Source organism: Streptomyces sp. NPDC047081, assembly GCF_040643775.1.
Classification (GTDB): Bacteria; Actinomycetota; Actinomycetes; order Streptomycetales; family Streptomycetaceae; genus Streptomyces.
In genome coordinates, this window is the sequence record NZ_JBEYUY010000007.1 from 309,407 (window position 1) to 324,102 (window position 14,696).

General features: G+C 70.2%; 16 protein-coding genes. 14 read left to right on the plus strand and 2 right to left on the minus strand.

Going from position 1 to position 14,696, the window contains the following annotated elements; all coding sequences use genetic code 11:
- The first annotated feature begins 104 nt into the window (after window positions 1-104).
- Together ABZ848_RS16555 and ABZ848_RS16560 are read left to right on the plus strand one after the other, a co-directional pair.
- Window positions 105-1,430, plus strand: a complete 1,326-nt coding sequence (locus ABZ848_RS16555) for an aromatic acid/H+ symport family MFS transporter (RefSeq protein ID WP_360831749.1) — start codon at window positions 105-107, stop codon at window positions 1,428-1,430.
- A gap of 429 nt (window positions 1,431-1,859) precedes the next feature.
- Window positions 1,860-2,642 carry an alpha/beta hydrolase gene (locus ABZ848_RS16560; RefSeq protein WP_360831752.1) on the plus strand — a complete coding sequence of 261 codons (783 nt, stop codon included), beginning with the start codon at window positions 1,860-1,862 and terminating at the stop codon, window positions 2,640-2,642.
- Window positions 2,643-2,661: 19 nt separating this feature from the next.
- Here the strand turns inward: ABZ848_RS16560 and ABZ848_RS16565 are convergent, their stop codons facing one another.
- Window positions 2,662-3,072, minus strand: coding sequence for a cupin domain-containing protein (locus ABZ848_RS16565; protein ID WP_360831755.1), 411 nt, complete (start codon window positions 3,070-3,072; stop codon window positions 2,662-2,664).
- A 235-nt stretch (window positions 3,073-3,307) separates the two neighbouring features.
- On the opposite strand from ABZ848_RS16565, the gene ABZ848_RS16570 reads away from it, so the two are divergent.
- The 12 genes from ABZ848_RS16570 to ABZ848_RS16625 all read left to right on the plus strand — a co-directional run bounded on the left by ABZ848_RS16570 (window position 3,308) and on the right by ABZ848_RS16625 (window position 14,276).
- Window positions 3,308-3,874 carry a carboxymuconolactone decarboxylase family protein gene (locus ABZ848_RS16570; RefSeq protein WP_360831758.1) on the plus strand — a complete coding sequence of 189 codons (567 nt, stop codon included), beginning with the start codon at window positions 3,308-3,310 and terminating at the stop codon, window positions 3,872-3,874.
- 29 nt (window positions 3,875-3,903) lie between these two features.
- Window positions 3,904-5,415: a sugar ABC transporter ATP-binding protein gene (locus ABZ848_RS16575; protein ID WP_360831761.1), complete on the plus strand. Its 1,512-nt coding sequence runs from the start codon at window positions 3,904-3,906 to the stop codon at window positions 5,413-5,415.
- Window positions 5,412-6,422: an ABC transporter permease gene (locus ABZ848_RS16580; RefSeq protein ID WP_360831764.1), complete on the plus strand. Its 1,011-nt coding sequence runs from the start codon at window positions 5,412-5,414 to the stop codon at window positions 6,420-6,422. Before ABZ848_RS16575 ends, ABZ848_RS16580 begins: the two co-directional genes overlap by 4 nt.
- 60 nt (window positions 6,423-6,482) lie before the next feature.
- Window positions 6,483-7,433, plus strand: a complete 951-nt coding sequence (locus ABZ848_RS16585; protein WP_360831767.1) for a sugar ABC transporter substrate-binding protein — start codon at window positions 6,483-6,485, stop codon at window positions 7,431-7,433.
- Window positions 7,434-7,479: 46 nt separating this feature from the next.
- Window positions 7,480-8,391: a LysR family transcriptional regulator gene (locus ABZ848_RS16590; protein ID WP_360831770.1), complete on the plus strand. Its 912-nt coding sequence runs from the start codon at window positions 7,480-7,482 to the stop codon at window positions 8,389-8,391.
- Window positions 8,392-8,488: 97 nt separating this feature from the next.
- Window positions 8,489-9,400, plus strand: coding sequence for a VOC family protein (locus ABZ848_RS16595; protein ID WP_360831774.1), 912 nt, complete (start codon window positions 8,489-8,491; stop codon window positions 9,398-9,400).
- Between the two features lie 14 nt (window positions 9,401-9,414).
- A complete protein-coding gene (locus ABZ848_RS16600) occupies window positions 9,415-10,863 on the plus strand; it encodes an NAD-dependent succinate-semialdehyde dehydrogenase (protein ID WP_360831777.1) in 1,449 nt (482 codons plus the stop codon).
- Complete coding sequence (locus tag ABZ848_RS16605) at window positions 10,860-11,630, plus strand: fumarylacetoacetate hydrolase family protein (RefSeq protein WP_360831780.1); 771 nt, start codon at window positions 10,860-10,862, stop codon at window positions 11,628-11,630. Before ABZ848_RS16600 ends, ABZ848_RS16605 begins: the two co-directional genes overlap by 4 nt.
- On the plus strand, window positions 11,627-11,998 hold the full coding sequence (locus tag ABZ848_RS16610; protein ID WP_360831783.1) for a VOC family protein: 372 nt from the start codon (window positions 11,627-11,629) through the stop codon (window positions 11,996-11,998). The genes ABZ848_RS16605 and ABZ848_RS16610 overlap by 4 nt, the downstream gene beginning before the upstream one ends.
- Window positions 11,999-12,024: 26 nt before the next feature.
- The gene (locus ABZ848_RS16615; protein WP_360831786.1) at window positions 12,025-12,810 is read left to right on the plus strand and encodes an alpha/beta hydrolase; all 786 of its coding nucleotides are present in this window, start codon (window positions 12,025-12,027) and stop codon (window positions 12,808-12,810) included.
- Entirely contained in the window at window positions 12,807-13,277 is a 471-nt protein-coding gene (locus tag ABZ848_RS16620; RefSeq protein WP_360831788.1) for a heme-binding protein, read from the plus strand. The genes ABZ848_RS16615 and ABZ848_RS16620 overlap by 4 nt, the downstream gene beginning before the upstream one ends.
- A 3-nt stretch (window positions 13,278-13,280) precedes the next feature.
- Window positions 13,281-14,276: a methionine synthase II (cobalamin-independent)-like protein gene (locus ABZ848_RS16625; protein ID WP_360831790.1), complete on the plus strand. Its 996-nt coding sequence runs from the start codon at window positions 13,281-13,283 to the stop codon at window positions 14,274-14,276.
- Between the two features lie 35 nt (window positions 14,277-14,311).
- Here ABZ848_RS16625 and ABZ848_RS16630 read toward each other — a convergent pair whose 3' ends face one another.
- Window positions 14,312-14,599, minus strand: a complete 288-nt coding sequence (locus ABZ848_RS16630; RefSeq protein ID WP_360831792.1) for a putative quinol monooxygenase — start codon at window positions 14,597-14,599, stop codon at window positions 14,312-14,314.
- Between the last annotated feature and the right edge of the window lie 97 nt (window positions 14,600-14,696).

Here is a 14,696-nt window from a genome sequence, read left to right on the forward strand (position 1 = left end):
GGGGCCGTCCGCCGAGATTGTCGATGAGATTGTTGACAAAAATGTTGACTCTTGGCGGGCGGCTCCTTAGCGTCTTGCGCACCAAGTACGAGAGGTAACCAACGATGTCTTCCTCCCCCTCCCCCTCCGCTCGGGTCAGCAGACTGGCCCTCCTGGTCGTCGGACTGTGCTGGCTGGCCGTGCTCTTCGACGGGCTCGACATGTTCATCTACGGCTCGGTGCTGCCGCACCTGCTGGAGACGAAGACCTTCGGTCTCACCCCCGACCAGGCCGGCGACCTCGGCTCCTACGCCACCTTCGGCATGCTGGTCGGCGCGCTGACCGCGGGCACGGTCGCCGACCGGATCGGCCGCAAGAAGCTGATGGTCGTCTGCGTGACGGTCTTCTCGCTGGCCTCCGGGATCTGCGCGGTCTCCGGCAGCGTCGAGGTCTTCGGCCTCGGCCGGACCCTCGCGGGCGTCGGCCTCGGCGGCCTGCTGCCGACCGCGATCAGCATGGTCTCCGACTACGCCCCGCGCGGCCGCGGCGCGATCGTCATCGGCATGCTGATGACCGCGCACCACGCGGGCGGCATCCTCTCCGCCTACGTGGCCAAGTGGCTGATCGACCCGGTCGGCTGGCGCGCGGCCTTCTGGGTGTGCGTGGCCCCGCTGGTCTTCGCGCCGGTGCTGGCGAAGTTCCTGCCGGAGTCGCTGAGCTTCCTGGTCGCCAAGGGACGGACCGAGGAGGCCGGCGAGCTGGCCGCCCGCTACGACGTCGAGGTGCCCGCCGCGGCCGGCAAGAAGACCGCCGCCGACCGCTGGGACGCGCTGCAGAACCTCTTCCGCGGCGGCGAGTGGATCCAGACCCTCCTGTACTGGTGCGCCTCCTTCGGCGGACTGCTCCTGGTCTACGGCGTCGCCACCTGGCTGCCGACCCTGATGCGCACCGAGGGCTACGCGCTCGGCGACGCCCTGTCCTTCGTGGTCGTCTTCAACCTCGGCGGCATCGTGGGCATGCTGGTCGCGGGCCGGGCCGCCGACCGCTTCGGCGCGCCGCGCATCTCCGCCCTGTGGTTCGCGCTGACCGCCGTGGGGGTCTTCCTGCTCAGCGTCCACATGGCGCAGACCGTCACGATGATCGTCGTCTTCCTCACCGGTGTCTTCCTCAACAGCGCCCAGACGATGATCTACGCCACGGTCTCGATCCGCTCCACCCCGGAGAACCGCGCCACCAGCGTCGGCTGGACCTCCGGCATGGGCCGCTTCGGCGCGGTCTTCGGCCCGTGGCTCGGCGGCCAGCTGCTCGCCGCGGGCAACGGCGACTGGGGCTTCACCGCCTTCGCCCTCGCCGGAGTCTCGTCCATGATCTTCATCGGCATCGCGGCCCTCCGCAGCCCGAAGAAGGGCGCCCCGGTGGACACGGGGCAGGAACTGGTCGCCGCGCACTGAGCACACAGGGGACAAGGACGGACGCCGGCCACCGCGGGACGCGAGGGCCGGCGTCCGGCGTGCCGGGGTGATCGGTGGCGGGGAGGGGCGGGGCGCGGGACATGGGCGGGGCGGGGTGCCCGCAGGAGATGCGGGGTCGGCGGTTCGGTGGGCTGCGGATGATTTGGGGAGGAGGGCCGGGGGCGCGGATGAGCCGGGGAGGAGGGCCGGGGGCGCGGATGAGCCGGGGAGGAGGGCCGGGGACTCGGGGTCGGGCTGGCCGGCGGGATGCCCGCGGGCGGTGCCGGGCCGGTGACCGGCGCCCGCGGAGGACCTCGTGTGCGCGACCAGACTGCCCCGGGCGCGGCCGTGGGGCGGATGCCCATGCCGTGCCCGGCGCGGGCGGCCGCCGCGGATGCGGGTCGCCCTCCGTGGAGGCACGCTCTAGGTATGGGTGAGCGCTGGGATGTCCGGCGTGCGGGTCCTGTCGAGGCCCCGCACCGGGTGTTGATGATTCCCGGTGGGCTGTGTTCGACCGAGTTCTACGCCGATGTGATGGCCGAGCCGGTTCTCGCCGGGCTGAGCACGGTGGCCGTGACGCAGCCGGGGTTCGCCGGGACCACCGCGCCCGAGGACGTGAGCATGGAGCACTACGCCGAGCTGCTGGCCCGCTTCGCGCACGACACCGGCTGCGATGTGCTCGTCGGCCACAGCCTCGGCGCGAACGTGGCGATCGAGATGGCCGCGGCCGGCCTCTTCAAGGGCCCGCTGGTACTCCTGTCGCCGACCTTCTCGCGCGGGGACGAGGCGAAGTTCCTCGCGGTGATGAACACGGTGGGCAAGGTCCCGGCGCTGGGCGGCGCGGTCTGGGCCGGCATGCTGTGGCTGCTGCCCAGGGCGATGAAACGCGAGATGCCGGCCCACCGTGCCGAGACGCTGTCGGCCGACATGGCCGGCAACGACCCTGCCGTCTGCCGGCGGATCGTACGGCGCTACTACGAGTACCTGGACCGGTATCCCTCACTGGTCCCCCGCCTGTGCGAGGCCGCCGTCCCGGCCTGGGTCGTACGCGGCGACCACGACGAGATCGGCCTGACGGACGGCGAGCGACGGGGCCTGGAGGCCTGCCCACAGGTCCGGCTGGTCACGGTGCCCGACGCCGGGCACATGCTCCTGGTCGAACAGCCCGCCCGCGTCGCCGAGGTGATCGCGGTGGCGGCCGCCTCGCTCTGAGGGCCGCGGAGGCGCGCCGTCAGTCCTTGCCCATCTGGTCCTCGGCCGACAGGTGCTCCACCGTCTTCCCGGTCTCGGTGAACGTACGTGTCACATGGCCCGAGGAGTACACCCACAGGATGCGCAGGGGAGTGTCCCCGACGTTCCGGAAGAGGTGGGGGATGGGTGACGGGATATAGGTGGTGTCGAACTGCTCCAGCTTCGTCACCTCGCCGTCGACCCACACCTCCGCCTCGCCCTCCAGGATGGTCACGTGCTCGTCGCAGTTGTGCGAGTGCAGCGGCGCTCCGGAGCCCACCGGGTAGACGCTCATCCCGCTGGTGATCTTGTTCTCGCCGTTCGCGGACGGCGTGGTGATCAGCGGCGTCGTGACGACGGCGCCCCCGCGGTCCAGCAGCGGTACCGACGCGACCTTGATGATCGTGGTCATCCGGAGTTCCTCTCCACTTCGGGATGTTGCGTCGACCGACGTTAGGCGGCGTCCCTCTTGTTGGGTGCCCTCCAGCGTGCAGCTTTACGTTGCAGTCCGAGGGGGGCTGAGCTGCCGGAACCCGGCTGTACGGTCGGCTGGCGTCGCACGGTTTCCCGTTTCCGTGCCAGTAACGCGCCGGAAAGAAAAGGCAGGTATCGGCCAGATGAGGCTCCCCGTTCTCAGCGAAGAGGAAATGGATGCGCGGCAGCAGGAGCTGGCCGCCCGCATCGCCGGCCGGCGCGGAGCCGTCCGCGGCCCGTTCCGGGTCTGGCTGCACAGCCCCGAGATGTGCGAGCGCGCCGAGTCCCTGGGCGCCTTCGCCCGCTTCGACTGCAGCCTCCCCAAGCACCTGCGCGAGCTGTCGCTGCTGATGGCCGCCCGGAACTGGGACGCCCAGTACTCCTGGAACGCCCATGTGCACCAGGCGATCGAGGCCGGCATCCCGGAGGCCGCCGTCAAGGCCATCGCCGAGAAGCGCGAGGCGGTCTTCGACAACGAGGCCGACCAGGCCTTCTACCAGTTCTGCCGGGAGATCCTCGACGAGCACTTCGTCACCGACGAGACCTTCGCCCGGGCGCTGGAGCACTTCGGCTCCAAGGGGCTGGTCGACACCATCGGCGCGCTCGGCAACTTCACCATGCTCGGCATGTGCCTCAACACCTTCCAGGTGGACCTGCAGGCCGACAAGGAGCCCCCGTTCCCCGACATCCGCGGCTACGGCCGTGTCGCGCCGGACGGCGACGACCGTACGCAGCCGTGACCGACCCGGCCAGACAGGGAGGCACCGCCGTGCCACCGAAGAGCGACGCGCAGCCCGCCGCCGTGCTCCGCGTCCGGGGCGTCACCAAGAGCTTCGGCGGAGCCGCCGCCCTCAAAGGCGTCGACCTCGACCTGTACCCGGGCGAGATCCACGCCCTGATGGGCATGAACGGCGCCGGCAAGTCGACGCTGGTGCAGATCCTCTCCGGGGTCCACCAGGCCGACGGCGGCACCATCGAGGTCGACGGGCACGCGCAGCACGGGCTGACCGTGCGCAAGGCCCGCCGCCTCGGCATCGCCTCGGTCCCGCAGCGCCGCGAGCTCGCGATGGGCCTGACCGTCGCCGAGAACGTCCTCCTCGGCGACCTGCCCACCCGCGCCCGCACCGTCCACTGGAAGGCGGTCCGGGACGCGGCCCGCGAGGCCCTGCACGGGCTCGGCATCGACATCGACGTCGAGCGCACCGCCGGTTCGCTCAGCGTCGCCGAACAGACCATGGTCGAGGTGGCCCGCGAGGTCCGCCGCGGCGGCCGCATCCTCATCCTCGACGAACCCACCGCCTGCCTGAGCGCCGAGGCCGCGGGCCAGATCCGGGCCCTGGTACGGAAGTTGCGGGACGAGGGTGTCGCCGTCGTCTACATCTCGCACTACATCGACGAGGTCATGGCCGTCGCCGACCGCCTCACCGTCCTGCGGGACGGGGCAGTGGTGCGCACGGCGCCCGCCGCCGAGATGGACCATGTGGAGCTGGTACGGGCCATGGTGGGCCGGGACGTCGTCTCCACCCGCCCCGAGCGCCCGGCCCCGAAGGACGAAGTCGGCCTGTCCGTACGGGGGTTGACCGACGGCCGGACGATCCGGGACTTCACCGTCGAGGTGAGGAAGGGCGAGATCGTCGCCGTCCTCGGTCCGGCCGGGGACGCCCAGTCCCGGCTGTTCGACCTGCTCTCCGGACGCCGGCGCCCCGACGCCGGCCAACTCCACGTCGAGGGACGGGCGGTGCCCTTCGGCCGCATCCCCGCCTCCCTCGGCAGCGGCCTGCGCTGCGTCACCGGCGACCGCCGCGCCCTCGGCCTCGTCCCCGAGCTCTCCCTGGACGAGAACCTGATGCTGGCCGACGACCGCTTCGCCCGCCGGCGCCTGCACCGTCGTAACGAACTCGCCCGCCGCGCCGCCCCGTTGAGGCGCGGTTACGGCGTCAGGGCGCTGGCCGGCAACCCGCCGGTGAGCGCGCTGTCCGGCGGAAACCAGCAGAAGGTGCTGCTCGGCAAATGGCTGGAGACCTCGCCCGCCGCCTGCTTCCTGGAGGACCCCACCAACGGCGTGGACATCGCCGCCATGGCCGACATCCACACCCTCGTCGACGACCTCGCCTCCCGGGGCGTGGCCGTACTGCTCGCCTCCTCCTCCGCCGAGGAGGTCATGCGCCTGGCCGACCGGGTCGTCGTCGTGAGCGCCGGCCGCACGGTCGCCGAGCACGACATCACCGCCATCACCCGCGACGAACTCGTCGCCACGGCCCTCGGAGGCGAACCGCAGTGAGCGTCAAGACACTTCCCGATGTCCCCGGCGTCTCCGGCCCGTCCAAGTCCCGTGTCTCCGTAGGGCGGTTGCGGGACATCCCGCACGCCGGGCTCATCGTGGTCCTCGCCCTGGTCGTGGTCTTCACCGCCGTCCAGAGCGACACCTTCGCCACCGACCGCAACATCATCAACGTGCTCGGCCAGATCAGCGTGAACGCGGTGCTCGCCGCCGGGCTCACCCTGCTGATGACCGCGGGCGGCATGGACTTCTCCATGGGCTCCAACGTCGCCGTGACCGCCGCCGTGGCCGCGAAACTCCTTGCCGGCGGGCACGCCACGGCCTACGCGGTGGTCGTCGCGCTGCTCCTCGGCACCGCGATCGGGCTGGTCAACGGGCTGGTGGTGACCTTCACCAACGTGGCGCCGTTCGTCGTGACGCTGGCCTCGGCCACCCTCCTCGACGGCGTCGCGCTCCTGGTGCACGACGGCAACACCATCTCCATCGGCACGCGCATGTTCGCCCTCGGCAACGACAAGGTCCTCGGCGTGCCGTACCTGCTGGTCGTGGCGGTCGTGGTGCTCGTCGCGACGGCGCTGGTCATGCGGTTCACCGTGTTCGGCCGCGACGCCTTCGCGATCGGCGGCAACGAGCACGTCGCCCGCCTCAGCGGCATCAACGTCACCGCACGGAAGCTGACCCTGTACGGCCTGACGGGCACGCTCTCCGGTCTCGCCGGCCTGATGCTGCTCTCCCGTCTCGGCTCCTCCAGCCCCGGCGGCACCGCGGGGCTCTCGCTCCAGCTCGCCGTCGTCGCCGCGGTCGTCATCGGCGGCACCTCCCTCGCGGGCGGCTACGGCACCGTGATCGGTACCGCCCTCGGCCTGGTGCTGCTCGGCGTGGTCGCCAACGCGCTCAACCTCCTGGACTTCTCCAGCAATTACCAGCCGGTCTCGGTCGGCGCGGTGCTGCTCGTCGCGGCCGTCGCCAACGAAATGCACAAGGCGCGCTCCGCCTCACGGCACTGAATTCCCTTCTTTCCCTTGCGACTTGCTCCCATGAAAAGCTCCTTTGAAAGGCGGCACCTCATGAGATTCTCCGCCCGCTCCCGCAGCGCGCTGTTCGCCACGGCCCTCACCTCCACGCTCGTCCTGAGCGGCTGCGGTGACGACAAGGCGAGCAGCAGCTCCGGAGACCTCACCCTCGGATTCGTCAACGGCGGCGACACCAGCTTCCACACCTGTCTGCAGAAGGCCGTCGAGGAGACCGCCAAGACCGAGGGCGCGAAGGTCTACACGGCCAACTCGCACCAGAACGCGGGCACCGAGCTGTCCAACATCGAGGACATGATCTCCCGCAATGTGAGCGCGCTGATCGTGCAGACGGTCAACGTCGACTCGCTCAAGGGCGACATAGCCAAGGCGAAGGCCTCGGACATCCCGATCTATCTGACGTCCGTCGCCACCAGCGACGTGAACGACATCCTCGGCGCGGCCGTCGTCGACCTGAAGAAGGTCGGCGCCCTGGACGCCGGCTGGGTCGCGAAGGACGCCGGCGGCAAGGACGTCGAGGTCGGCATCGTCGCCGGCGCCCCGGGCGCCGCGTCCGACCTGCTGGTGGGCGGCTTCAAGGGCGCCCTGCCGGCCAATGCCAAGGTGGTCGCGAACCAGCCCGGCATGTTCAACCCGGCCAAGGCGCAGGACGTCGCCGAGAACATGATCGAGGCCCACCCGGACCTGGACTACGCCTTCGTCGCCAACGAGGACATGGCCTTCTCCGTCCGCAAGGCCTTCGACGCGGCCGGAAAGAAGGACGTCAAGATCGTCACGGTGAACGGCACCGACGAGGGCCTGGCCGCCGTGAAGAGCGGTGAGTTCTCGGCGACCGTGGCGAATTCCGCGAAGACGATCGGCGACACCGCGGTCAAGAACGCCGTCGGTCTACTGGACAAGAAGAAGGTTGACAAGATTGCCAACATTCCTCTTGTCTTGGTGACCAAGGACAACCTGGGCGACGCGCCCCAGTACTGCCCCAAGTAGGACACCCCCCTCACAAGGAAGTGAGCGGGAGGGCCGGAGGAAAACAATGGATCGCTTGCTCCTGATGCACAGCTTCGTCACCGTCGCACAGGTCGGCAGCTTCAGTGGAGCCGCCAAGAAGCTGGGCTCGTCGGGCTCGCTGGTGTCGCGGCACGTGGCGGAGCTGGAGCGGCAGGTGGGCGTACGCCTGGTCAACCGTACGGCCCGCTCGGTGAGTCTCACCGAACCGGGCCGGCGCTACGCGGAATTCGCCGAACGCATCCTGAACGAGATCGAGGCCGAGGACGCCGGAATAGCCCAGCTGCACGACCGGCCGGAAGGCACCCTCAGCATCATCTGCCCGAAATGGATAGGCAGCCTCGATCTCGGAGACGCCATCGCCGCCTTTTCCGCGGCCCACCCGAAAATCCAGGTGAGATTCGAACTCGGCGGAATGTCCGACCGTACCTACGACTTCCTGGACGGCGGATTCGACGTCGCGTTCCACACCCGGGACCTCAGGGACTCCAGCGTCCGGCTCAAGAAGATCGCCTCGCTGCCGTTCGTGCTGTGCGCGTCCGCGGCGTACCTGGACCGCGAGGGCCCGCTGGACGAGCCCAACGCCCTCGCGAACCACGACTGCCTGGTCCATGTGAACGACCCGGTCTGGCGCCTGGGCCACGGCCACGCGTCCACCCTGCACAAGATCCGCAACATCGCCTTCTCGTCGAACTCGTACCTCGCGCTGCAGAAGGCGGCCGTGCACGGGCGCGGCATCGCGCTGCTGCCGCAGCGTCCGGCGTACGACGACCTCGTCTCCGGAGCGCTGCGGGTCCTGCTGCCGGAGCTGGCGGTGCCCGACCGGCCGCTGTACGCGATCTACGGCCCCGGGCAGGGCACCCCGCGCAAGATCAGCGTGTTCTTGGACTTCCTCACCGACTGGTTCTCACGCAACCCCATCCCCGCGATCGACCAGTAGGCGCAAGAAACGATTGCGCATTCCGCGGGCCCCCATCCATTGAGCCCGCGGCCTGCGGAAATCTACGCTCACAGGCGACCCGCGAAAAGAGGAATCCATGGGAATCCAGAGGATCGAATCGGTCACCTACGGTATCGACGACCTCGACGAATGCGTCCGTTTCTTCGACGACTTCGGGCTGTTCCCGGTGGAGCGGACCGACGAGCACGCCGTGTTCGAGACGCTCACCGGGCAGACGCTCCACCTGGACACCCTCCCCGGTCCGTTGCTGCCGCCCCCGGTGGAGTCCGGGCCCACCCTGCGCGAGGTCGTGTGGGGTGTCGACACCCCCGAGGAACTGGAGCGGCTGGTGGCCGCCGTCGCCAAGGACCGCGAGGTCCGTGAGAGCGCCGACGGCGTCCACCACACCGCCGACGACACCGGCTTCGGCGTCGGCCTGACCCTGGCCCGCCCCAGGCCGGCCCCGGTCACGCCGCGCCCCGCCAACGCGCTCGGCAACGTCAACCGCTGGAACACCGCCCTGGACGCCATCGAGCGGGTCCGGCCGCTGCGGATGTGCCACGTGGCCCTGAACATCCCCAAGCCGGGCAAGGACGAGGCCGTCGCCTTCTACACCGACCTCCTCGGCTTCCGCCCCACCGACGTCGTCGAGCCGATGGGCGTGTTCATGCAGGCCCCGGGCGACCAGGACCAGCACACCATGCTGCTGTGCCACCGGCCCGACAGAGCCGGCATCAACCACATCGCGTACGAGGTGCCGGGCTTCGACGACGTGATCGAGGGCGGCAACCACATGATCGAGCACGGCTGGCGCGAGGCCCGCCGGCTCGGCCGCCACACCATCGGCTCCAACGTCTTCCGCTTCCTGCACGCCCCGTGCGGTGGCCGCGTCGAGTACGCCGCCGACATGGACCGGGTCGACGAGACCTACGAGACCCGCGTCCACGAGACGACCCCGCCGCACCACATCTGGGCCCTGCGCACCAACCGCGACAACGAAGCCTCTTGAGAGGGCACCCACCCATGACGACCGACCACGGCTACCCCGCCGTCCGCATGTACATCGCGGGCGAGTGGTGCCAGGGCGGCACCGGACGCACCGCCCCCATCGTGAACCCCGCCACCGAGGAGGTGATCGGCGAGGTCCCGCTCGCCACCACCGCGGACCTCGACCGCGCCCTCGAAGCCGCCGAAAAGGGCTTCCGCACCTGGCGGAACACGTCCGTCGCCAAGCGGACCCAGATCCTGCACGCCGCCGCCGACCTGCTCACCGAGCGCGCCGCCGAGGTGGGCCGGATCATGACCCTGGAGCAGGGCAAGCCCCTCGCCGAGGCCGCCGGCGAGGCCCGCCGGGTCGCCGACACCCTGCGCTGGCACATCGAGGACGCCCGCCGCGCGTACGGCCGTATCATCCCCTCGGCACCCGGCACCGTACTGACCGTGCGCCGTGAACCGGTGGGCCCCGTCGCCGCGTTCGTGCCGTGGAACTTCCCGGCCGGCGGCCCCATGCGGAAGATCTCCTCCGCGCTGACCGCGGGCTGCTCGATCGTCATCAAGGCCTCCGAGGAGACCCCGGCGACGGCCGCAGCCCTGGTCGCCTGCTTCGCCGACGCGGGCCTGCCGGCCGGTGTCCTCAACCTCGTCTTCGGCGAACCCGCCGAGGTCTCGGCCCACCTCATCGCCTCCCCGGTCACCCGCCTGATCGCCTTCACCGGTTCGGTCCCCGTCGGCAAACTGCTGGCCGCCGAGGCCGGCAAGGTCATGAAGCCGACGCTGATGGAGCTCGGCGGCCACGCCCCGGTGATCGTGTGCGAGGACGCCGACCCCGCCATGGCCGCCCGCCGTGCCGCGCAGGCGAAGTTCGTCAACGCCGGACAGGTGTGCACCTCGCCCAGCCGCTTCCTGGTCCACGAGAGCCTGGTCGAGGAGTTCACCGCCGAGTTCGTGAAGGCCGCCGAGGCCGTGGTCGTCGGCGACGGACTCGCCGAGGGCACGAAGATGGGCCCGCTGGCCAACGAGCGCCGCCTCGACGCCATGATCCGCCTGACCCAGGACGCCGTCGCCAAGGGCGCCAAGATCCTCACCGGCGGCGAACGCCCGGACCGCCCCGGGTACTTCTTCGCGCCGACCGTCCTGACCGACGTACCGTCGGACGCCGACCTCCTGCACGAGGAGCCCTTCGGACCGCTCGCCCCGATCGTGCCGTTCACCGACCTCGACGAGGCGCTGAGGACCGCGAACGAACTGCCGTACGGCCTCGCCGCCTACGGCTTCACCCGGTCCGCCGCAACCGCCGAGCGACTCTCGGACGAGCTGGAGGCCGGCATCCTCTCCCTCAACCACTGCGGCGGCTCCGTCCACGAGGCGCCCTCCGGCGGTGTGAAGGAGAGCGGTTACGGCCGTGAGGGCGGGCCCGAGGCCCTCGACGCCTACCTGATCACCAAGCGCGTCTCCCACCTGCTGGCGCCATGAGGTACGCGCGCATCCTGGTCGACGGCCGGCCGGTGTGGGGCCGGGTGGGGGAGCAGGACGTCGAGCTGCTGTCCGGGTCCCCGATCGAGGGCGAACCGGACGTCGTCGGCGCGGTCGCCCGCTCGGCCGCCGTCTGGCTGCCGCCGGTCGTGCCGCCCGTGTTCTACGCGGTCGGCATGAACTACCCGCGGCACATCGCGCACGCCGGCGTCGAGACCCCGGCCCGCCCCGAGATCGGCTACCGCGCCAACAACGCGCTCACCGGGCACGGTTCGCCGATCGTCAAGCCCGCCGAGGTCGAGGGCCGCTTCGAGGCCGAGCCCGAACTCGTCGCCGTCATCGGCCGTACGCTGCGGCACGCCACCCACGAGGAGGCGCGCAAGGCCGTCTTCGGCTGGACGATCGGCAACGACGTCAGCGCCCGCGCGTGGCAGCACCAGGACCGCACCTTCTGGCGCAGCAAGAACAGCGACACGTTCAAGCCGATGGGGCCCTGGATCGAGACCGACGTCGACGCCCTCGCACAGACCACGACACTCCGCGTCAACGGCGAGGTGCGGTCCGCATTTCCCACCGGCGACATGGTGTTCGACCCCTTCGACTACCTCGTCGAGATGACCAGACACCTCACCGTGCACCCCGGCGACGTGCTGTGGATGGGTGCCGAGTCCGTCTGCCAGATCGAGCCGGGCGACACCGTGGACGTCGAGATCAGCGGCATCGGCGTGCTGTCCAACCCCGTACAACTCGAAGGGAAACACCCATGAGCAAGGCACCCCGCTACATCCACCACGTCAACTTCCCCACCACCGACCCCGACCGCACCGCCGAGTGGTACACCAAGGTCTTCGGGATGAAGCGCATCCAGCCCAAGTCCAACACCCGTGTGGTGCTGATGACCCGGGGCAACTTCGACCTGCACTTCACCCCGGTCGAGGAGATGGAGCGCATGGCGCCCTATCACTTCGCCGTCGAGGTCGACGACTGGGACGAGTTCCTGGAACACCTCACGGAGCTGGGCATCCGGCACACCCGGCCGATCGAGCGCCCCGAGAACCAGTCCAAGTTCTGCTACATCCACGACCCCGACCACACCATGATCGAGCTGGTCTACCACGGTCGTCGCCCCAACTAAGCCTGCACGTACGGGAGTTCATCCTCATGCCCATTGCCGACTCCGACGGCACCTCCATCTACTACGAGCGCCACGGCAGCGGTCCGGCGATCCTGTTCGTGCACGGCAGCGGTGGCCATCACGCGGCCTGGTGGCAGCAAGTGGCCGCGCTGCGCGAGGAGTTCACGGTCCTCACCGTGGACCTGCGCGGCTTCGGCAAGTCCGACTCGTCCATGGAAGAGTTCGACGGCCAGGACTTCCCCGGTGACGTCGTCGCCGTCCTCGACCAGGAGGACATCACCGACGCGATGCTCGTCGGCCAGTCCATCGGCTCCGTCGCCGCCCTGCGCGCCGGCCTGATGCGCCCCGAGCGCGTCTCCTCCGTCGTCCTCGGCCACTCCCTCGGCGGCATCAGCCACCCCGAGCTCAAGGAGCTGGCCGCCGCCGACCGCGCCGAGGCCGTCAAGCTTCCCGTCATCGACCGCCTGCTGACCAAGGAGTTCCAGACCGGTCGCGCCGATCTCACCTTCCTGTTCCAGCAGATGGGCACCTTCAACGTCGCCAAGATGCAGGACCTGCGCAACCTCGACACCAACGGCCCCTCCCTGGAGGACATCCACGCCTCCGGCGTCAAGGTCGCCTTCCTCGCCGGCGAGAAGGACGCGGTGCTCAGCGTGAAGACCGTGACCCGCGCCCACGAACTCCTGCCCGGCTCGCACCTGGAGATCGTCGAGGGCGCCCCGCACTCCATGTACTGGGAGACACCCGACAAGTACAACGCGGCCGTCGCCCGCCTGCGCCGCACCCTCACCGCACCGAAGGAAGCCGCATGACCAGCCTCACCCTGGACACCGCCGAGGAGATCATCGACGCCGCCCACAAGCGCGCCCAGGCCATCGGCAAGGCGGTGAGCGTCGCGGTCGTGGACGCCGGCGGTTTCCCGATCGCCATCCGCCGCCCCGACGGCGCCCGCCCCCTCACCCCCGACATCGCCCGCGCCAAGGCCTACACCGCGGCCATCATGCAGCGCCCCGGCAAGATGCTGAAGAAGTGGCAGGAGAGCCAGCCCGTCTTCTTCTCCCAGCTCTCCCAGCTGCCCGGCGCCGCCCTGCCGATCATGGCCACCGAGGGCAGCGTCACCATCAAGAAGGACGGCGAGATCATCGGCGGCCTCGGCATCGCCGGCGGCACCGCGGACGAGGACCAGCAGATCGCCGAGGAGGTCCTCCAGTCCCTCGGCTACGAACTGGAGTTCGCCGCCTGGGGCGTTTCCGGCAAGCCTTCAGGAAAGGACGCCTGAGCCATGGCGGACACCTTCAACTACCGCATCGACCACCACGGAAGCCTGGTCCGCCCGAACGACCTCGCGACCGTCGGCGTGGAACAGGCCGTCCAGGACGCGGTCGCCTACCAGCGCAAGCTGCGCTCGACGGTCGTCACGGACGGCGACTTCCCCCGGGAGGACTTCCGCAGCGCGGTTCTTGACGGAGTGTCAGGATTCCGTCGTACGGACGGGGAGGACGAGGACGGGCTCACGCGCTGGGTCGCCGAGTCCCTCCCCAAGGCCAACGGCCCGCTGCTCGCTGACTGGGCGGCCCGGCTCACCGAGCTGACGCTGATCGCCCCGAAGGCCTCGCTGCCCTCCCCGGCGTACCTGGCGGCCACCACGTACCAGGAGGGCCTCGGCCCGTCCTCCGCCCACGAGTTGGGCGAGGCCCTGGCCGAGATCGTCCAGGCCGAGATCGAACTGCTGGTCTCCAAGGGCGTACGCCTGATCCAGCTCAACAACCCGCTCCTGCTGGGCCAGTTGGACACCGACCCGGCCGCCCCGGGCGCCCTGTCCTTCGAGGACGCGCTGGCCGTCGACGCTTTGGCGGTACGTCTGGACGAGCGCCCCGAGGGAGTGAGGATCGCGGTCTCCCCGGGCTGGACGGCCCCCGCCGCCGTGGACCGGTCCCGCGCCGAGCAGCTCTACTCCGAGATCGCGGCCGACCGCTGGATCCTCCCCTTCGACCAGGGCACCCCGGCCGAACTGGCCCTGGTCAAGGCGCTGCCGGAGGACCGCGACTTCTGCCTGGGCGTGGTCGACGCGACCACCCCGGAGCTGGAGGACATCGACGCGGTGATGCGACGCATCGACGCGGTGGGCGAGTTCAAGGACCTGGAGGACGGCGCCGTATCCCCGTCGCGGGGCTTCGCGGACGCGGCCGACAGGCCACTGCTGAGCGCCGAGGGCCAGCGCAGGAAGCTGGTCCTGGTCGAGACGATCGCCCGGTACGTCTGGGGCAACGAGTTCTGATGGTCAGGGGCCGGGGATTCCCGGCCCCTTCCGTCTCAGACGGACTCGGCGAACGTCACGGAGCGACCGGTGAGCAGCGGCCACACCGTCTCGATGATCAGCTCCTTGAAGTGATCGGCCGCCTTGTGCGCCTCGAACCCGGCCTGGTCGACATACCGCTCGTACAGCAGGAACCCACCGGGCTCGCCTTCCACGGCGTGCACCTCGTACGCGAGGTTCGCCGGCTCCGCCCGCGTGCTTTCCCGCGCCTTCAGCAGCGCATCGCGCACGGTCTCCGAGTCGGCGGGTTCACAGCGGTAGTGGGCGACAACTGCGTAAGCCATCTGTTTCTCCTCGTATCTGGTCCGGCCCGCCGATTCCAGCACGGATCATGCGCCCGCCCACCCGCGCACGGCGCAACCAATGCCTGCCCCCACGGGC